This window comes from Microbulbifer rhizosphaerae (assembly GCF_014191725.1).
GTDB lineage: Bacteria > Pseudomonadota > Gammaproteobacteria > Pseudomonadales > Cellvibrionaceae > Microbulbifer > Microbulbifer rhizosphaerae.
This window is the reverse complement of the sequence record NZ_JACHWZ010000001.1, coordinates 274,630-293,379: the sequence shown is the minus strand read 5'-3', so window position 1 is coordinate 293,379 and position 18,750 is coordinate 274,630. Positions and strand designations below refer to the sequence as shown.

Genomic DNA, 18,750 nt, shown 5'->3' with positions numbered 1-18,750 from the left:
CCCCTATTTATTTTGACCCCTATTTATTCTATTTAATCTTTTGACCCCTATTTAATCCGCATCCACCAAAATGGCCTTGTAGCGACCGCAAAACAAGGGGCCGTCCCGGCGCTGCAGCCGGCCCCACTTTAAGTCCCAGATGCTTTACTCTTCCCTCTTGAACCATTACTCTCCCGCTTCTGGAACGCAGCCAGCCGCACCCATAGCTGGCAATGCCAAACACAAAAAAGACACGCTGTCCACCCCATGGAATTCAAGAGAAACGAGCTCAAGTACTACCTGAACAATGTTCAGGTGGACACTGCTATGCACCAGGTTTCCAAACTCTTGAAAATGGACAAACACTGCCTGGACTTTGCCGGGTACCACGTCCGCAGCCTGTACTTCGATTCCTACGATGACGAGTGTCTATTCCAGAAACAGTCCGGCAACTTCGCTCGCCAGAAGATACGATTGCGTACCTACGCCGGAACTGATCAAAAAATCGCCAAATTCGAAATCAAGCGCAAGAAGGGCCAACTGGTACACAAACATTCGGCCATGCTCGACTGGGAAGATGCCAAGGCGATTTACAAAGGAGACTACAAGCGTCTACTACGCTACGACAACCCCACACTCAACGAGATCTACACCACCTTTGTCACCAGAGTATACAAGCCGAAAGTGATCGTAGAATACAAGCGCGTAGCCTTCGTTATGCCGGTATCCAATGTACGGATCACCTTTGACCTGGATCTGAAGACAGATATCAATCACCTCGATATCTTCTCCAATACCCGTAACCTGATGCCGGTGGTACTCGAAGGAAAACAAATACTAGAAGTGAAGTTCGACCAATTTCTGCCCGGGCACCTGCGGCAGGTACTTTCCAGCTACCAAACAGAGCGCATGGCCATCAGCAAATATACCCTGGCCCGACGCTACCACAAAGTCCAAAAGTGGGAGGATAACTAAGTGGATCAGACTACCTTTGCAGACGTTCTGCAAAAAAGCTTCGTCGCCATGTCCATGGGTGGTGCAGAGCGCATCACAACACTGAATATAGTGCTGAACAGCACCATGTCCTTCCTGGTGGGTATATTTATCTTCTATATCTACCGCAAGACCTATCAGGGCGTACTCTTCCAGCGTGGGTTCGCCATTTCCCTGGTACTGGCAGCCACCGTTACTGCCATGGTGATCATGACGATTAGCGGCAACTTGATCCTATCGCTAGGCATGGTTGGCGCACTCTCCATAGTCCGCTTTCGCACCCCGGTCAAGGACAGCATGGACCTGATCTTCCTGTTTTGGGCCATCTCAACGGGTATCGCCAATGGCGTTGGCTATTACAATATCGCCATCGTCGGTTCCATCATGATTTCCATCTTTCTATTTATTCTCACCGGCCGCCAACAAAAGACCAATGGCGCTTTCCTTTTGATACTGCATTTTAATTCCGATACTGATGAAACGATGCTACTGAAACACATTGAAGAAAATTCCCAAAGCTACGCAGTGAAATCCAAGACGATTTCCACTGATGGAATAGAGCTCACTCTAGAAGTGCGCACCACTTCTAACACTACATTCATTAACCGCATGCAGAGCGAAAAATTGGTCAATCAGGCGACCGTCGTAGCCTTCGATCAGGATATGGCGACAGTCTAATCAGATGGAAAAATGGTAAATATAATCGAAACAGCCAAAGCGGTTGCGCTCTATCTAATCGTTTCGGCAGCCGTCACACAAGCGCAGGCTCAATCATCAGCTATCGAATGCGCCTATGATCACAGCACTCGTTACGTGCTCGACTACAGCCAGATACTACCGGTGTCCGCCTTTTTCAACTCATTGCCCGAGCAAACCCAGAAAGATCCGTCTAAAAAAATAACCAGTGAACTCGGCCGCATCAAACTCACTACACGCTATTTCGACACACCCGATCTAAGGTTATTAGAAAATGGCTCTGAAATTTCCTTCAGAACCAACCATAACCTTCCAGTCTATCGGCAAGAAAAGGAAGTTATCACTATTGCGCAGGGAGGAGTATTTCAATCCTTTAATCCTAAAAACTACAAACAAAAAGTAACAAGCGAAGATAGCCATCCGCTTATCGGACGGATCCAAAGAAAGTACCGACCGGAAGTCCTCGCCAGAATTACCCAACTTGGAATAGATAACCCTCTTCAGCTGCAGGAAGTCTTGCTGGTGGACACTGAAGTTGTTACCCACCAACTCCGATTCTTTGGAAACCCCATTACAGCTATATCCATAAAGAGCCACGCTATAAGCAACTTCGGCGTACCTACACGACTGACAATATTCGAAATTGAAAGAATCAATCAACGTAGTCAACTGGAGGAAGCCGAACGAAAACAGCTCGCAAACCTACTGTGCACCATTGAGCAACAACTGAAAGACACCGTCCCGGGACTTGACAGATCCACAGCCAGTGAATTACAGATATTCATACAGGCCGCGCTGCATAAACTACCTTTGTACAACCACTTCCGTGTAAACCCTTTGTATTTCAAGCTCGGACAGATTGCAATCCTTGCAACTATTGGATTCCTCCTACTTTACCTGATCCAAGAGCGCCACCATCCAATTCGCCAGCACTGGCAGTGCCTAACAAGTCGACCGCGGTTATGAATAGAAAACGCAAAACATATTCCACTTGGCCAGTACTAATGTCGGTGCTCCTGATAGCCGGTATTTTTATTGTCACTTTTGATGGGATAGAGAGCTTATTTAAATACAAAAAGAGCGTCGAACCGGACATTCAACTCACCCCGTCCACACTGCACTATTTCATTAAAGAAGAAATTGTGAGGAAAATACAAGCGATAACCGCAAAAAGTCCAACACAGCCGTCACAATTTTCTTCCATTTACTTGTTTACTGCGGAAGAAAATCTAGCGTCATTGGATTCTGATCTACCTTCCAGTGGCAAAACTCAAACAGTTCCCGGACACATAAAAGATGATCGGGGGCAACTATCATCTGAAGCGACTTTTCGCTATCGTGGCGGCCTGCCGATTCACTGGCTGCATAAGAAAAAATCGTTCCGGGTCAACCTGCCACCCTACACCACATATCGCGAAGCTAGAAAATTCAACCTAGTTGTACCCACCACCATTGAAACCATAACAGATTGGGTCAGCAACCGTATATCCAGCGAAATTGGACTTATCACGCCGGAGATTGAACCGGTGCGGTTGTATGTGAATAACGAGTATCAAGGATTACACTTTTACTTGGATCAGGTGGACGAATCCCTGTTGAGAAAACATCATAGAATGCCGGGCAGCATTTATTCCGGGGATACCCTGTATATTCCAAATCCTTTTGGCCCGGACAAAGATGGCAACAGCGAAACGACCTTTCTCGACGCCAAGAATATGCCTATGTTATGGCAGGATCAACGCCTATGGCAGAAGGATGCGGCACGTAATGCAGAAAAAGAAAATGATCGAAGCGATATAATCAAGTACATAGAGACCATTAACAAAGAGGATTTAGGTGATTTTCAAGACAGCTTTGAGCTATATTTCGATAAGGAAAAATTTTTTCAGTACTGGGCGCTCGACTCACTGATTGGAGCCTACCACCACGATTACTTCCATAATCACAAACTGTACTTTGATCCCTACAAGGGGAAATTCGAGCCAATTCAATGGGACATTCGCTTTTGGATATCGGCCTTCAAATCCAAAGATATCGTGCTTTATCCTCTGCTAATGAAGGCCAAGCAGATTCCACAATACGAATACCAGAAGGATCTAGCAATTTGGGCACTAATGGAACAATACCCCCCCCATCTTGTCCGCATGCGAATCAATGAGGCCGCCCGACAAATTCGAAAGGAATTGGAAGCTGACCCCTATCGTCAGTATATGGGGCCAAATTTCGGAATATTTGCTCTAAACAAAGAAATACCTTTCTCAATTGATCTTTTTGATGAAGCTATTGAGCGCTTAAAAAACACTTATAGTGAACGACAACAACTCCTAAAGGCAGCTCTGCGCACTTCGGAAGCATCCTTTACCATCAAACAGCTCTCTCGTCGCGAGCTGGAACTTAATATTGCAGTATCCGGCAATAGCCCCATTGAGCTTGACTTACACACACAATTCGGAATTGATGCAGTCATTGAAAAATCCTATCAAGGACAAATCACTAGAATTAAGCCTGGAAAATCTATCTTGCTCTACCCCGGAAAACGCATACAGCCCGGTAATATTTCTGGAATCAATGGCCGACTCTCCAACATTACTTTTGGGAATAAAATGCTTACTGCCTCACCACTACATTATAGATTTATAGTCACTACTCCAGAAGCATTTCCTAAAGAATTTGACCTAACGGGGAAAAATGCCATTACGGGCGAAGTCGCGAGACTGCGAACGGTTTCAAAGTTACCAGACGACGGAGAGACCAGCTCCCTGCACCCATGGCAAACACCAGATCCGACCCCTCAAAAATTGATCCTTTCCGGCAACGTAGACATCCTTGAAGACCGCATCTACCAGCCACATCAACAGGTAGAAATCCTGCCGGGCACCAGAATTAAACTGGCAGGTGGTGCGTCGTTGATATTTTATGGACTGGTCACGGCCGCAGGTGAAGAAGAAGCTCCTATCTTCTTCGAACGCCTGGATTCCAATCAACCTTGGGGTGCGCTTGTCATTCAGGGGCAAGGGGCTAGTGAAAGTATACTGAGCCATATAGTCGTCAGCGGCGGTTCCGTGTCCCACCAGCGACTGATCGACTATCCGGGACAGATAAACATTCATGATGTCGGGCAATTCTCCATCGATAACTGTCGCGTTTCAGCCAACTCTATTGGCGATGATGCTCTTCATGTGGCCTACAGCAAGGGAATCATCTCCAATTGCGATTTCGAGGATACAGCCTTTGATGCAATCGACATCGATATTGCCGACATCGAAGTTCGTAATAGCCGCTTTTCAAATATCGGTAATGATGCTCTGGACCTCATGACATCGAAAGTCTACGTGAACAGCATTACAGTAAGCGGTGCCGGGGATAAGTGTATTTCCGTCGGCGAGGCAAGCAAGGCAGAAATTCTCTACAGCAATCTCACTGGATGCCTGATTGGGGTAGCCACCAAGGACAGGTCCGAAGTCCACGTCCGCAATAGCCATATCACTGGCAACCGAGAGGCACCGATTGCACTCTACCGGAAAAACCCCCGTTATAGTGAAGGCGGAAAAATCGTACTCGACAACGTGACTGGTATGCAAGAAACAGACATTCAAGCGGACCCCTATTCTCGCCATGAGATTAGTTTCGCCGAACACCCCAAGGCTAGACCATGAATTCCAATAAGCCTTCTTACACCGCGCACCTGCTTCTGGGAGCCAGTATCTCCCTTACCGGCGCCTTCGCACTATGGATCTATAGCGATAGTAGTATCGAACGGGCCAACCAAGTTGTTCAGACTTATGACCAGCTGTACTATGAGGGCAAAAAGGAGCAAGCCGCTGCACTGCTCCGCACGACCTTGAACACTTCAGATAAGGGCCCGCTCGGACCGGAGTGGATCGCCGTGGTCCGGCGTATGGACAATGGCTACGAACAACTGCAACAGCTCCTGCGTATTGTAGCGGCGGCCCCCCGCCGCGAAACCACCTACCGGGAGATCGCCGAACTGCTTGCCTCCGCACCAGAGAACTTCAATATCGAACAGCGTCACCGCTATCTGGCTGCACTAAATGGTATTGATGGTGTGGAGCAGCGACTGCTGGACAGGTATGCATTGCAACTAGACTTCAGCGAAGATTCGGTAAAATAGCACAGAGGGTTTCGAGGCACAAAAAAACCGCCTAGTGGCGGTTTTTTTTGTCAAGCACGCCGAACCGAAAGAGTCAGGCGCGCTGGGCAAATATCAACGGCATTCAGACGGAACGTATTTCGTATCAGTAGAAGTAGCACAATCCCAGTTAACTGGGCCATTGGCAGAAATAGTCGGGGTCAGCGTCAGAACCGCGGTAGCGGCTGTGGAATCCATAGTGACAGTAACAACACCGGAGGCACACACCAAGCTACCCACAGCGCCGGCTACACCAGTGTTCACTCCGTTACACGCAGTCGCGTCGATGGCATTTACATTGGCAATATTTTCGGAAATGGTGGCCTTCGCACCAGAGGCCAGAGTCAGACCTTCAGTAACACGGGCGCGGATGGTGTAATCCTGGTAAGCAGGCAGCGCTACAGCAGCCAGAATACCGATAATTGCCACCACGATCATTAATTCAATAAGAGTAAAACCCTGTTGCTTTTTCATTGTAACCGTCTCCATACAGACTTTTGGTTGGTGAATCCCAGAAGGGAGAGCATCCCGTGAGGAAGTCGCTGAACAAGATACAAGCTTTGTGCCAAGTGTGGCAAGCGCGTAAATTGCCCTGAGCGGCATAAGTGGGAGGTGAGTCACATTCAAATTGTCTGTTTCTTGGTCGCATTTTTTTAGGGTAGACGCGTCAAATCCATTGTTGACGAAAAGTGTCAGTTTGTGTCGAGCTGAGACTCTGCTTGATTTCCCCCACTCAATGACTCGCCACATCTCTATGGATTTCTCTGGACTCCGGCCTTCGCCGGAGTGACGAAACAGTCTTATTCAGGTTCCCCTGATCTGAAGTAACCGAATCTCAGCAAGTCGGGCTGATGGATACGCTGCACGCTGCCCGACTTAGGGGGTTTTGTCCAATAAGCAGTAGCAAGGAGGGCAGATGTTGTTTGGCGACGGGAACTGATTTCGTTATATTGGCGGGAGTGTTGCAGGCCTTGATTCGCCTGCAAGCAGGCTCCTGTAACGGTAAAGGGGCCGCATTGAGAAGATCAAAAAACAAGCAGTCACTATCATGCAGCGGTTCCATTCCCTATGAGCGTTACCCAACTCTCCGGCCTGGCCAAGCGGCTGGTGGCCGACCAGGTTCTTGACGAGGCCACTGCCGTCTCCGCCACCAAAGCGGCGCGGCGGGAGAACCAGACCTTTGCCCAGCATGCGGTGGAAGCCAAGCTGGTAAAGAGCCGCGAGCTGGCCAAGGTGGCTTCCATGGCCTTCGGCTCGCCACTATTCGACCTGGGCGCCTATAACTTCGACCTGATACCCAAAAATCTGGTCGATGAAAAATTGATCAGCAAGCACTTTGCCCTCCCCCTGTATAAGCGCGGCAACCGCCTGTTTGTGGCGGTGGCGGATCCCACCAACCTCTCGGGGCTGGACGAAATCAACTTCAATACCGGGCTGAATACCGATGCGGTGCTGGTGGAGGCGGACAAGCTGGCCAAGGCCATTGAGAGCTTCCTCTCCAACAGCGATATCGGCGGTGGCCTGGCGGGCATGGATGACGATGAGCTGGATGCCCTGGATGTGGGCGACGGCGCGGACTCGGAACCGAAGGACGATGGCGACCCCGGTGGTGACGAAGCACCGGTAGTACGTTTCGTAAACAAGGTCCTGCTGGACGCTATCCGTACCGGCGCCTCGGATATTCACTTCGAACCATATGAAAAAAGCTATCGGGTACGTCTGCGTACCGATGGGGTGCTGCACGAAGTGGCCAAGCCCCCAATCCAGTTGGCCACGCGTATTTCCGCGCGCCTGAAAGTAATGTCCAAAATGGATATCTCCGAGCGGCGCGTTCCCCAGGATGGCCGTATCAAGATGAAGCTATCCAAGACCAAGGCCATCGATTTCCGGGTCAACAGTCTGCCTACCCTGTGGGGTGAGAAGATTGTGCTGCGGATTCTCGACCCTTCCTCTGCGAAACTGGGTATCGACGCCCTGGGTTATGAGGACGCGCAGAAGAAGATCTATATGGACGCCTTGGCCCAACCCCAAGGCATGATCCTAGTAACCGGGCCCACCGGTTCGGGTAAGACAGTCTCACTGTATACAGGCCTGAATATCCTTAATACCCCTGAGCGCAATATTTCTACCGCGGAGGACCCGGTGGAGATCAACCTGGAGGGGATCAACCAGGTGAATGTACACCCGAAGGTGGGGCTGGACTTTGCCGAAGCGCTGCGCTCCTTCCTGCGCCAGGACCCGGATATCGTGATGGTGGGGGAGATTCGCGACCTGACGACCGCCGAGATTGCCATCAAGGCGGCACAAACCGGCCACTTGGTGCTTTCCACCCTGCATACTAACTCCGCCCCGGAGACCCTGACCCGCCTGATGAATATGGGGGTTCCCACCTTTAATATCGCCACCTCGGTAAGCGTGATTATCGCTCAGCGCCTGGCACGGCGGTTGTGCAACGAGTGCAAAAAGCCTGTTACGCTGCCGCCGGAAGTACTCAAGGAGGAGGGATTTCATACGGTCAAAATCCCGGAGAATGAGTGGAAGCTGTTTCAGCCCGTTGGCTGTGAGCACTGCTCCAAAGGCTACAAAGGCCGTGTGGGCGTGTATGAAGTGGTTCGCATCACCGATGGTATCTCCAGAATTATAATGGAGGGCGGCAACTCGATTCAGATTGCGGACCAGGCGCGCAAAGAGGGCTTCAATAACCTGCGTACCTCGGCTTTGCGCAAGGTGGTTATGGGTGTAACCAGCCTGGAGGAGGCGAACCGGGTTACCAAGGACTAGAGGGTCCTGGAGCGCAGTTTGAAATTTGTACCTGCCCCTGTAGGAGCGGCCATTGGCCGCGATCGCGGGCCTACGGCCCAAGCCGAGCTGGAGCTCGGCGTTCCCAGGGGGCATACCCACAAATGCATGGACAGATTGTAGGATGGGCAAAGCGCAGCGTGCCCATCAATCTATGGTGATGGGCACGCTGCGCTTCGCCCATCCTACGGTTCGACAAGCGGTCGAAGTAATAACAAAAGACGGGAACAACAATCATGGCCAATGCCGCTGCAATCGCTTATGTCTACAAGGGCGTGGACACCAAGGGCAATAAGGTCGAGGGAGAGATCAACGGTACCAGTCCGGCGCTGATAAAGGCGCAGTTGCGCCGCCAGGGAATTATCGCCAACCGGGTGCAGAAAAAACCCAAGCCACTATTCGGTGGCAACAAGAAAGTCAAGCCTGCGGATATCGCTCTGTTTACCCGTCAGATGGCCACTATGATGAAGGCCGGGGTGCCGCTGGTACAGAGCTTTGAAATCGTGGCCGACGGCCTGGACAACCAGGGCGTAAAGGAACTGATCCTGAAGATCCGAGACGACGTAGCCTCAGGCACCGCCTTTGCTGATGCGTTGCGCAAGCATCCGTTGTACTTTGACAACCTGTTTTGCAACTTGGTGGCTTCCGGTGAGCAATCCGGTGCGCTGGAAACCATGCTGGATCGCATCGCCACCTATAAGGAGAAGACCGAAGCCCTCAAAGCTAAAATCAAGAAAGCCATGACCTATCCTATCGCTGTATTCGTGGTAGCCATAGTGGTTACCTCTATTCTGCTGATCAAGGTGGTGCCCCAGTTTGCAGAGACCTTTTCCAGTTTTGGCGCCGATCTGCCCGCATTCACCCAGATGGTAGTGGGAATGTCAGAGTGGATGCAGGCTAATTGGTTCTATGCCCTGCTGGTAGTAGTTATCGGTATCGGCGGTACTATTGAATTAAAAAAACGCAACAAGAAGGTGGCTGAATTTTTTGATCGCCTGATACTGAAACTGCCAATCTTGGGGATTATTACCTACAATTCTATTGCTGCTCGCTTCGCGCGCACTCTGTCTACCACCTTTGCCGCCGGTGTACCGCTAATTGATGCACTGAAGTCCGTTGCTGGTGCTACCGGCAATAGTCTCTACGAACAAGCCACCTTAAAAATCCGCGATTCTGTGGCCACCGGCATCCCACTCAATGGCGCTATGCGCGCTTCCGGTCTCTACCCAACTATGCTGGTACAGATGGCGGCAATCGGCGAGGAATCTGGCGCGCTAGACGAAATGCTGGCCAAAGCCGCCGACTTTTACGAAGAGGCGGTGGACAATATGGTGGACAACCTCACCACCCTGTTGGAACCAATGATTATGGCCGTGTTGGGCATTCTGGTCGGCGGTTTGATGATTGCCATGTACCTGCCAATCTTCCAACTGGGCCAGGTTGTGTAATCCGATATGCTGGAAACTCTGCTTTCGTATCAGGCGCTGCTTCTAGGCAGCGCTTTTATTTTGGGCCTGCTGATGGGCAGCTTCCTCAATGTGGTGATCTACCGCCTACCCATTATGATGGAGCGGGAATACAAGCGGGACTTCTACAGCTACTTTGAGGCAACACCCGACGCCGGCGAGCAAAAAGAGCTGGCCGAACGCTTCAACCTGATACTGCCCCACTCCCACTGCCCCAACTGCGATGCGGAGATCAAGCCCTGGCACAATGTGCCGCTGGTCAGCTACCTGATGCTGGGGGGCAAGTGCGCTTTCTGCGGGACACCGATTTCCAAGCGCTATCCGCTGATTGAGCTGGTTACCGGAATCCTGACCGCGATTGTGGTCTGGCAGTTGGGCTTTACCTGGCAAGCGCTGGCGGGCTGTGGGTTTACCTGGGCGTTGATTGCGCTGACCGGTATCGATTTCGACAAGCAGTTGCTGCCGGACAATATCACCCTGCCGTTGCTGTGGGCGGGGCTGCTGATCAACATTTGGCAGGTGTTTGTGCCGCTGCAGGACGCGGTGATCGGCGCTATTGCCGGTTACCTGGCGCTCTGGTCGGTTTTTCATCTGTTCAGGCTGGCCACGGGCAAGGAGGGTATGGGCGCGGGGGATTTCAAGATTCTCGCGGCGATCGGTGCCTGGTTTGGCTGGCAGATGTTGCCGATGGTGATTCTGCTCTCCGCGGCGGTGGGAGCTGTGGCGGGGTTGAGCTGGAGTTTGCTGATGGGGCGGGACCGGAATCTGCCGATTGCATTTGGGCCCTATCTGGCCGGGGCTGGGTGGATTGCTATGCTTTGGGGGGATCAGATCGTAGGCTGGTATCTGAACTTTTCCGGTTTGGGTAATTAACCTTTCAATACTGCCGAGTATTGTGGGATGGTATCTCAGTTATTTTGAGGCCCCGCGGCTCATCGCCTGCAGGGCAGGCTCCCACAGGGCCTGGAGAGGATCAGTGATGCGGGCTGTACGCTACGGCAAACCGCTCCGCCAGGTCGGCCAGGCGCTTGTCCAGCGTCCATAGCCTGGCACCGGGGGTTATCAGGGTGGATGCGAGCAGCGCCATGTCCACCAGACCACAGCCCTGCCCGTACAGCTTTTCGCGCTCTATGAATTCGACCAGTTCGGTCAGACTTATCTGATTGGCGGCCCGCAAAAGCCCTATGTAGCCGAGCGTTTGCTGGCGCGGCTCTGGCGGCGTGCCGCAGGCAAGTTCGACGGAGACCATCGGGTGCGTAAGTGCCAGGTCGCTCTCAAGTAGAGTTATCAGGGTATCGTCACGGCGCCTGAAGTGATTCACCCACACCGAGGTGTCAACGAGTACGCTCACGCCGCCGTCCCTCGGCGGCGTGGCACATCTTTCATTTCCGGGGCGGCACCGCCCAGAGCCGCCAGGCGTTTGGCCGCTTGTATCCTTATGTAGGTCTTGATGGCCTCCCTGAACAATTCTGACTTGTCCATGTCTTGATCGGCCATCTCCAGCGCTTTCTGGTACAACGCATCGTCGATAGTGACTGTGGTTCTCATGGCAGTAACTCTCCCGCTTCTGGATTGATGCCATCATACATCATTTTAGTCATCAAGCCTCTTGATGAATAGGCGCCAGATTGTTCTGCTACGGTACTCTTCATAACCAAATGGTCATAAAATCCAGTTGCTCAGTCACCCACCAATTGTACAATTGTCTAATGAATATCATCGTAGATACCAGTATTGTGCTGGCAGTAGCTCTGGAAGAGCCTGAGAAAACAGCCATTGTAGAGCACACGTCTGGAGCTGATATCTCTGCTCCAGAAGTGCTGACGTTTGAAATCGGCAATGCCCTGTCTGCGATGTGCAGGCGCAGGCAGCTCTCTCCAGAGCAAGTTCTTGCTGTTCACACTGTTACGCAGCAAATTCCCATCAGGCTATTGAGCATCGATATCACTGGCGCGCTGAATATTGCGCTAAAATTCAACATCTACGCCTATGATGCGTATTTTCTGGAGTGTGCCCACACTCATGGACATCCTTTGATGACCCTGGATCGTCGAATGCGGGAGGTCGCTGCTGAAATGGGTATTGAGGTATTGGAGTAACATCACATGAGAGTTTTCACCTACTCCGAGGCTCGGCAAAATCTTTCCAAGCTGCTGACTCTGGCCCAAACAGAGGATGTCTGTATTCGCCGCAAAGATGGCTCGGTTTTTCTGCTGAGGAAGCAGCAGAAACCGAAAGGCTCCCCCTTTGATATCAAAGGAGTAAAAACCGGGGTGACCACCAAGGACATTTTGCAGGCCGTGCGGGAGTCCCGCGAACGCTGACGGAGAACATCCCTGTATGTATACGGTTGGACTGACCGGCGGTATCGGCAGCGGCAAGTCCGCGGCGGCAGCCTGTTTTACTGAGCTGGGCATCGATGTGGTGGATGCGGACTGGGCCGCGCGGGTGGTGGTGCAGCCGGGGCAGCCGGCGCTGGCACAGATCGCGGCGCATTTCGGTGCCGGGATTTTGCTGGAGAGCGGCGAGCTGGATCGCGCCCAGCTGCGCGCTATCGTGTTCGAAAACACTGCAGAACGAGAGTGGTTGGAGCAGTTGCTGCACCCGCTGATTCGTGAGGAGATAGTGCGGGCGCTGGAGGCCAGCCGCAGCGCCTACGGGATTCTGGAGTCGCCACTGCTGATCGAGTCCGGGCAGTTTAAACTGGTGGACAGGATCTGTGTGGTGGATCTGCCGGAGGCGCTGCAGGTCGAGCGCGCCAGCGGGCGGGACCGCAGTGATCCGGAGCAGATACGCAAGATTATGGGAGCGCAGCTGTCGCGGTCTGAGCGGCTGGTCAGGGCGGACGATGTGCTGGACAATGCCGGCGACCTGGCAAGCCTGAAGGCGCAGGTCGAGTCGCTGCACCAGAAGTACCTGCGAATGGCAGAAGAAAGTATTTGAAGAGTTTTATGGCTAAAGAAACACCTACCCTTAACTGCCCCACCTGCAAAAAGCCCATCGAGTGGAGCCACAAATTTCCCTACCGGCCTTTTTGCAGTGAGCGCTGCAAGTTGATCGATTTAGGGGAGTGGGCCAGTGAGGGGCACAAGATTCCGGGAGAGTCGGTGTACGACGATCTGCTGAGTGATGAGTTGGATTCTTCCAAGAATACCAGGCATTGAGGGGCCCCTCTCCCCGACCCTCTCCCCAAGGGGAGAGGGAGCGTTATCGGGTAGTGCGCCGCTTAAACCGGAACCAAGTGGAATTCGGATAGTTTGATCGCGGCCATGGGCCGCTCCTACATGGTTTTTTTCTACCGCATGTGTGGAAGCTGATGTTCAGTCAGCGGGACTCCCGCCATTTAAGGTCGACTTTCCGATGATGTGCCACGCAGTCCCTGAGGTACAGGTTGATCAGGCTTTGGTAGGGAATGCCTGTTTCTTCGGACATGTTTTTAAAGTAGTCGATAACATCCTCGCCCATGCGAATGGTCACGGACTTTTTGAGCTTGCTCGCGTAGGGATTTTTGCGGCTTTTCATCGATGCGAGATCGTATTCTTTCTTCATGCTAATTACCTCCGGGATAAAATTTCCGCTCAGACCGGGTAGCTTTACGGGCAGAAATAATACGAATGACATTACCTCTGTCTCGCTCACAGTGACAAACCAGGAGTAACCTGGCCTCGCTGCTCATGCCGAGCATCAGGAAACGATCTTCTTCGCAGAGCTCTCTTCATCAAAGAACTGTAGAGCAAATTCGTCATAGAAGACAGACTGGGCCTCTTCAAACGAAACGTCGTGCTTCTTTAGGTTTGACGCGGCTTTCTTTGAGTCCCATTCGAAGTCAATCATACATACAGTGTATGTACGCAGCAGGATATGTCAATGGCCTGCTTGGGGATGGGTATAAGGAGAGCGGGCCTGCGGCCCGTTGCCGAGCTGGAGCTCGGCGTTCCCAGGGTTCGCCTGCAAGCAGGCTCCTACCGGCGGGATTTAGCCAGTTGGATGGCTTCGATAATGGCTTCGTTGGCTTCGGGGAACTGATAGTCGTTTAGTTCGCCGGCAGTTACCCAGGCTGTTTCCTGGCCCTCCAGGCCGTGGGCTTCGCCGGTAAACTCTGTGACCCACCAGGTGTCCAGCAGCACGGTTTTTTCCGGGTAGTCGTGGCGGATTTCCGTCAGTGGCGCCAGGGTCTGGATCTCGATGGCCACTTCCTCGCGCAGTTCCCGGGCGAGCGCTTCCTGTACCTTTTCACCCGCTTCCACCTTGCCGCCGGGAAATTCCCAGCGGCCGCCCATATGCAAGTGCTCCGGACGGCGGGCGATCAGGATTTTGCCGTCCTCGCGCAGGACTACGCCTACGGCGACGTGAACAACCTTTCCCATCGGATGCACCTTAGGTCCGGTATTCGGCATTGATGGTGACATATTCGTGGGAGAAGTCGCAGGTCCAGATATGCTCGCGGCAATCACCGCGGCCCAGGTCGACGGTGATGGTGAATTCCGGCAGGCTGAAAACCTTCTGTCCGGCTTCTTCCGTGTAATCGGTTGCGCGGCCGCCGGCCTCTACCACCTGCACCTCGTCCAAGTAGATATTGACCTTCTCTGTATCCAACTGATCCAGGCCCGCATTGCCGATGGCCATTACCAGGCGGCCCCAGTTGGGGTCCGAGGCGTAAAGGGCGGTTTTGACCAGTGGAGATTCACCCACCTCAAAGGCGACCTTCAACGCCTCTTCGCTGGAGGCCGCTCCGGTTACCTCGACGGTGACAAACTTGGTGGCGCCCTCGCCGTCGCGCACTACAGCCTGGGCCAGTTCGATATGCACTTCGACAATTGCGGCCTTCAGCTGTTGGTACTCCGCGCTCCTGACATCGCCGATCTGCGGGCCTGTGGTGCCACTGGCGATCAATACGCAGGCGTCATTGGTGGAGGTGTCGCCGTCGATGCTGATGCGGTTGAAGGAGGCTGCCACCGCTTCCTTCACCAGTTCATCCACCAGCGGTTGCGGCACGGCCGCGTCCGTCGCCACATAGGCGAGCATGGTGGCCATATTGGGCTGGATCATGCCAGCGCCCTTGGCGATGCCCACAACCCGGATTTGCTCTCCCGCAATTTCCACGGTGCGACTGGCAGCCTTGGCGACTGTGTCCGTGGTCATAATGGCTTTGGCGGCCTGCTGCCAGTTATCCACCTGCAGCTTTGCCGCGGCGCCGGGAATGGCATCCAGGATTTTTTGCAGCGGCAGGTGTTCGCCGATAACGCCGGTGCTGAATGGCAGTACCTGTTCCGCATCGATATTCATTGAGTCGGCCACTGCCGCGCAGCAGGCGCGAGCATCGCGCAGGCCGCGTTCGCCGGTGGCGGCGTTGGCGTTACCGGCGTTGATCAGCAATGCGCGGATATTGCCCTTGCGCAGATGCTCTTTGGCCACGGTGACTGGTGCCGCGCAGAAGGCGTTTTGGGTGAAGGTGGCGGAGACCGCGGCGCCTTCGTTGATTTCGATCAGCAGCAGGTCGTCCCGTTGCCAGTTTTTGATTTTGGCGGGGACGGCGGCCAGGCGGATGCCGGCCACTTGATAAAGGTCGAGGGGGGGGAGTTTGTTTTGGGGCATTTTTTACCGCGGTCCAATGCCGCTCCTGAAGAATTTCCTTGTGTCGTCATTCCGGCGCAAGGCGGAATCCAGATCGCGCTCGGGGAATTCTGGATACCGGCATTCGCCGGTATGACGGAGTTTAAATAAACCTTCGGGCCTGCGGCCCGTTGCCGAGCTGGGGCTCGGCGTTCCCGGGGATTGGCGGGCCTTTGGCCCGCTTGCGGAGCTGGAGCCTTCAGCGCTTCGAGGTAAATAGCTCCGCGGTCCCAGGAGCCTCTATCGAGAGGTGGTGGAGGAGGCGAGCTTGCCGTGGCACTGTTTGTATTTTTTGCCGGAGCCACAGGGGCAAGGGTCGTTGCGGCCCACCTTGGGGCCGCGGCGCGTCGGCGGCGGAGCGGCTATGTCCGCTTCTTCCGCTTCGGGCATGGCCGAGGCCTGGGCATGTTGCAGTTCCAGTTGCTGGCGGCGCTGCTGTTCCAGGCGGCGCTGTTCCATTTCTTCCATCTGCTCGCGGGTCATGGGCTCGACATGGGCGAGGATGCGGATCACCTCGTGCTTGAGATTGTCGAGCATGCTCTGGAACAGGTGGAAGGACTCGCGCTTGAACTCCTGTTTGGGATTCTTGTTGGCGTAGGCCCGCAGGCCGATGCCGGCGCGCAGGTGGTCCTGGCTCGCGAGGTGTTCCTTCCACAGTTGGTCCAACACCTGCAGCATGATCTGCCGCTCGATGGTGGGCATCAGGTTGGCGTCGCCGGAGGACTCGGCTATTCGCTCTACCTTGGTCGCGTAGGCCTTCTGGGCCTCTTGGATAATTTTTTCGCGCAGGCTCTCCTCGTGCAGGGTGCGGTCTTCGTCCAGCCACTGCTGAACCGGTAGCTCCAGGCCCAGTTCGCCGGCGAGCTGTTTTTCCAGGCCGGGAATATCCCACTGTTCTTCCACACTCTGCGGTGGCATGAAACCGGAGATCAGTTCGTTGACCACGTCCTCGCGAATCGCGGCAATGGTGTCGCTGATGGTTTCCGCTTCCAGCAGTTCGTTGCGCTGACCGTAGATCACCCGGCGCTGGTCGTTGGCCACGTCGTCGTATTCCAGCAACTGCTTGCGGATATCGAAGTTACGGCCCTCCACGCGGCGCTGGGCCTTCTCGATGGCGTTGGAAACCATGCGGTGCTCGATGGCCTCGCCTTTCTCCATACCCAGCATCTGCATAAAGTTCTTCACCCGGTCGGAGGCGAAGATGCGCATCAGGTTGTCTTCCAGGGACAGGTAGAAACGGGTCACCCCGGGGTCGCCCTGGCGGCCGGCGCGGCCGCGCAGCTGGTTGTCGATGCGGCGGGATTCGTGGCGCTCGGTGCCGATAATATGCAGGCCGCCGGCCTCGATCACCGTGTCGTGGCGCTTCTGCCACTCGGCTTTGACCGCCTCGATTTCCGCTTCTGTGGGCTCGCGCTGTTCTTTCTCGCGCAGCTCCTCGACCTCCGCCTCCCAGTTGCCGCCGAGCACGATATCGGTACCGCGACCGGCCATATTGGTGGCGATGGTGACTGTGCCCGGGCGGCCCGCCTGGGCGATGATCTGCGCCTCGCGCTCGTGGTATTTCGCGTTGAGCACCTGGTGCTTGATACCGGCCTTGGTCAGGCGCTGGGACATCGCCTCGGAAGTTTCGATGGAAGCGGTGCCCACGAGGATCGGCGCCTGCTTGTCACGGCAGTACTTGATGTCCTCGATAATGGCCTCCATCTTTTCGTCCGTGCTCAGATAGACCAGATCGTTGAGGTCGTCCCGCTGCGTGGGTTTGTTGGTGGGAATCACCACCACGTCCAGGCCGTAGATCTGGCGGAATTCGAACGCCTCGGTATCCGCGGTACCGGTCATGCCCGACAGCTTGGGGTAGAAGCGGAACAGGTTTTGGAAGGTGGTGGAGGCCAGGGTCTGGCTCTCGCTCTGTATCTGGACGTTTTCCTTCGCCTCCAGCGCCTGGTGCAATCCCTCGGACAACCGACGGCCGGGCATGGTACGGCCGGTGTGCTCGTCGATCAGTACCACTTGGCCATTCTGCACTATGTAATCCACATCTTTATGGAACAGCACATGGGCGCGCAGCGCCGCGTGCACATGGTGCAGCAGGCCCAGGTTGCCCGGGGAGTAGAGGGACTCTTCTTCCTTCAGTAGGCCGCTGCGTGCGAGCAGGTCCTCGATCAACTGGTGGCCCTCCTCGGTGAGTTCCACCTGGCGGGTCTTCTCGTCCACTGTGTAGTGGCCTTCGCCGCCCTCTTCCGCCCTCTGCAGCTGTGGCACCAGTTTGTTCATGGCCAGGTAGAGGTGTGAGGAATCCTCGGCGGCGCCGGAAATAATCAGCGGCGTACGCGCTTCGTCGATCAGAATGGAGTCCACCTCGTCGACGATGGCGAAGTTCTGCGGGCGCTGGGTGCGGTCTTCTCTGCGCAGCACCATGTTGTCGCGCAGGTAGTCGAAACCGAATTCGTTGTTAGTGCCGTAGGTAATATCCGCCTGGTATGCCGCTTTTTTCTCCTCCGGGGGCTGCTGGGAGACGATCACGCCCACAGTGAGGCCGAGAAATTCGTACACCGGGCGCATCCAGTTGGCGTCGCGGCTGGCCAGGTAATCGTTCACGGTGACGATATGTACACCCTTGTCCTCCAGCGCGTTCAGGTAGGCGGGCAGCGTGGCCACCAGGGTCTTGCCCTCGCCGGTGCGCATCTCTGCGATGTGGCCCTCGTGCAGGGTCATGCCGCCGATCAGCTGGACGTCGAAATGGCGCAGGCCCAGGGTACGGCTGCTGGCCTCGCGCACCGCGGCGAAGGCCTCCGGCAGCAGTTGATCCAGGGTCTCGCCATCGGCGAGGCGCTGCTTGAATTCCGCTGTCTTGGCTTTCAGCGCATCGTCGTCGAGCTGCTGGTATTCCTCCTCCAGCGCGTTCACCTGTGTCACCACGCGGCGCATGCGTTTCAGTTCGCGATCATTTTTGGTGCCGAAGACTGCTTTTATCAGTGTGCCAATCATTATGTAGAAACCACTTGAATCTGGATTGCGGCGTGGGCCGCGGGAATCACCCGTAAAGGGGTGCAA

Annotated in this window: 20 protein-coding genes and 1 pseudogene; 12 read left to right on the top strand and 9 right to left on the bottom strand. The window is 54.4% G+C overall.

Translation table 11 applies throughout. The features are described from left to right. Window positions 1–246 precede the first annotated feature (246 nt). From FHS09_RS01175 to FHS09_RS01155, 5 genes are read left to right on the top strand one after another with little or no spacing between them, the layout of a single operon-like run. A complete protein-coding gene (locus tag FHS09_RS01175) occupies window positions 247–954 on the top strand; it encodes a polyphosphate polymerase domain-containing protein (protein ID WP_183455818.1) in 708 nt (235 codons plus the stop codon). After that, a complete protein-coding gene (locus tag FHS09_RS01170; RefSeq protein ID WP_183455816.1) occupies window positions 955–1,650 on the top strand; it encodes a DUF4956 domain-containing protein in 696 nt (231 codons plus the stop codon). Between the two features lie 12 nt (window positions 1,651–1,662). Beyond that, a complete protein-coding gene (locus tag FHS09_RS01165; RefSeq protein ID WP_183455813.1) occupies window positions 1,663–2,634 on the top strand; it encodes a hypothetical protein in 972 nt (323 codons plus the stop codon). Further along, complete coding sequence (locus tag FHS09_RS01160) at window positions 2,631–5,324, top strand: CotH kinase family protein (protein ID WP_183455811.1); 2,694 nt, start codon at window positions 2,631–2,633, stop codon at window positions 5,322–5,324. Before FHS09_RS01165 ends, FHS09_RS01160 begins: the two co-directional genes overlap by 4 nt. Next, a complete protein-coding gene (locus tag FHS09_RS01155; protein WP_183455810.1) occupies window positions 5,321–5,800 on the top strand; it encodes a hypothetical protein in 480 nt (159 codons plus the stop codon). Before FHS09_RS01160 ends, FHS09_RS01155 begins: the two co-directional genes overlap by 4 nt. A gap of 93 nt (window positions 5,801–5,893) precedes the next feature. Here FHS09_RS01155 and FHS09_RS01150 read toward each other — a convergent pair whose 3' ends face one another. Next, complete coding sequence (locus FHS09_RS01150) at window positions 5,894–6,292, bottom strand: pilin (RefSeq protein ID WP_183455807.1); 399 nt, start codon at window positions 6,290–6,292, stop codon at window positions 5,894–5,896. A gap of 594 nt (window positions 6,293–6,886) precedes the next feature. On the opposite strand from FHS09_RS01150, the gene pilB reads away from it, so the two are divergent. The 3 genes from pilB to FHS09_RS01135 all read left to right on the top strand — a co-directional run bounded on the left by pilB (window position 6,887) and on the right by FHS09_RS01135 (window position 10,956). Beyond that, window positions 6,887–8,599, top strand: coding sequence for a type IV-A pilus assembly ATPase PilB (gene pilB / locus FHS09_RS01145; protein ID WP_183455805.1), 1,713 nt, complete (start codon window positions 6,887–6,889; stop codon window positions 8,597–8,599). Window positions 8,600–8,853: 254 nt separating this feature from the next. After that, window positions 8,854–10,065: a type II secretion system F family protein gene (locus FHS09_RS01140; protein ID WP_183455804.1), complete on the top strand. Its 1,212-nt coding sequence runs from the start codon at window positions 8,854–8,856 to the stop codon at window positions 10,063–10,065. A gap of 6 nt (window positions 10,066–10,071) precedes the next feature. Then, a complete protein-coding gene (locus FHS09_RS01135) occupies window positions 10,072–10,956 on the top strand; it encodes a prepilin peptidase (protein ID WP_183455801.1) in 885 nt (294 codons plus the stop codon). A 100-nt stretch (window positions 10,957–11,056) separates the two neighbouring features. Here FHS09_RS01135 and FHS09_RS01130 read toward each other — a convergent pair whose 3' ends face one another. Together FHS09_RS01130 and FHS09_RS01125 are read right to left on the bottom strand one after the other, a co-directional pair. Then, window positions 11,057–11,434, bottom strand: coding sequence for a type II toxin-antitoxin system VapC family toxin (locus FHS09_RS01130; protein WP_183455799.1), 378 nt, complete (start codon window positions 11,432–11,434; stop codon window positions 11,057–11,059). Then, window positions 11,431–11,631, bottom strand: coding sequence for a type II toxin-antitoxin system VapB family antitoxin (locus FHS09_RS01125; RefSeq protein WP_183455797.1), 201 nt, complete (start codon window positions 11,629–11,631; stop codon window positions 11,431–11,433). The genes FHS09_RS01130 and FHS09_RS01125 overlap by 4 nt, the downstream gene beginning before the upstream one ends. Before the next feature lie 161 nt (window positions 11,632–11,792). On the opposite strand from FHS09_RS01125, the gene FHS09_RS01120 reads away from it, so the two are divergent. Genes FHS09_RS01120 through yacG form a run of 4 tightly spaced genes read left to right on the top strand, consistent with a single transcriptional unit; the run spans window position 11,793 to window position 13,247 of the window. After that, complete coding sequence (locus tag FHS09_RS01120; protein WP_183455795.1) at window positions 11,793–12,182, top strand: type II toxin-antitoxin system VapC family toxin; 390 nt, start codon at window positions 11,793–11,795, stop codon at window positions 12,180–12,182. A 6-nt stretch (window positions 12,183–12,188) separates the two neighbouring features. Then, the gene (locus FHS09_RS01115) at window positions 12,189–12,407 is read left to right on the top strand and encodes a type II toxin-antitoxin system Phd/YefM family antitoxin (RefSeq protein WP_183455793.1); all 219 of its coding nucleotides are present in this window, start codon (window positions 12,189–12,191) and stop codon (window positions 12,405–12,407) included. A gap of 16 nt (window positions 12,408–12,423) precedes the next feature. Next, window positions 12,424–13,026: a dephospho-CoA kinase gene (gene coaE / locus FHS09_RS01110; protein ID WP_183455791.1), complete on the top strand. Its 603-nt coding sequence runs from the start codon at window positions 12,424–12,426 to the stop codon at window positions 13,024–13,026. Window positions 13,027–13,034: 8 nt separating this feature from the next. Continuing rightward, complete coding sequence (gene yacG, locus FHS09_RS01105) at window positions 13,035–13,247, top strand: DNA gyrase inhibitor YacG (protein WP_183455789.1); 213 nt, start codon at window positions 13,035–13,037, stop codon at window positions 13,245–13,247. 160 nt (window positions 13,248–13,407) lie between these two features. Here yacG and FHS09_RS01100 read toward each other — a convergent pair whose 3' ends face one another. The 6 genes and pseudogenes from FHS09_RS01100 to secA form a co-directional block, all read right to left on the bottom strand. Next, on the bottom strand, window positions 13,408–13,632 hold the full coding sequence (locus FHS09_RS01100; RefSeq protein WP_183455787.1) for a BrnA antitoxin family protein: 225 nt from the start codon (window positions 13,630–13,632) through the stop codon (window positions 13,408–13,410). A gap of 1 nt (window position 13,633) precedes the next feature. Then, a pseudogene (locus FHS09_RS23330) lies at window positions 13,634–13,774 on the bottom strand (BrnT family toxin); the annotation flags it as partial. Then, complete coding sequence (locus FHS09_RS23325; protein ID WP_221191717.1) at window positions 13,768–13,917, bottom strand: BrnT family toxin; 150 nt, start codon at window positions 13,915–13,917, stop codon at window positions 13,768–13,770. The pseudogene FHS09_RS23330 and the gene FHS09_RS23325, both read right to left, overlap by 7 nt. Before the next feature lie 128 nt (window positions 13,918–14,045). Beyond that, window positions 14,046–14,450 (bottom strand): 8-oxo-dGTP diphosphatase MutT, encoded by a 405-nt coding sequence (gene mutT, locus FHS09_RS01090; RefSeq protein WP_183455785.1) that lies wholly within the window; start codon window positions 14,448–14,450, stop codon window positions 14,046–14,048. Window positions 14,451–14,460: 10 nt separating this feature from the next. Beyond that, window positions 14,461–15,678, bottom strand: coding sequence for a bifunctional glutamate N-acetyltransferase/amino-acid acetyltransferase ArgJ (argJ, locus tag FHS09_RS01085; protein WP_183455783.1), 1,218 nt, complete (start codon window positions 15,676–15,678; stop codon window positions 14,461–14,463). Between the two features lie 258 nt (window positions 15,679–15,936). Further along, window positions 15,937–18,684 carry a preprotein translocase subunit SecA gene (secA, locus tag FHS09_RS01080; RefSeq protein ID WP_183455781.1) on the bottom strand — a complete coding sequence of 916 codons (2,748 nt, stop codon included), beginning with the start codon at window positions 18,682–18,684 and terminating at the stop codon, window positions 15,937–15,939. Window positions 18,685–18,750: the final 66 nt, after the last annotated feature.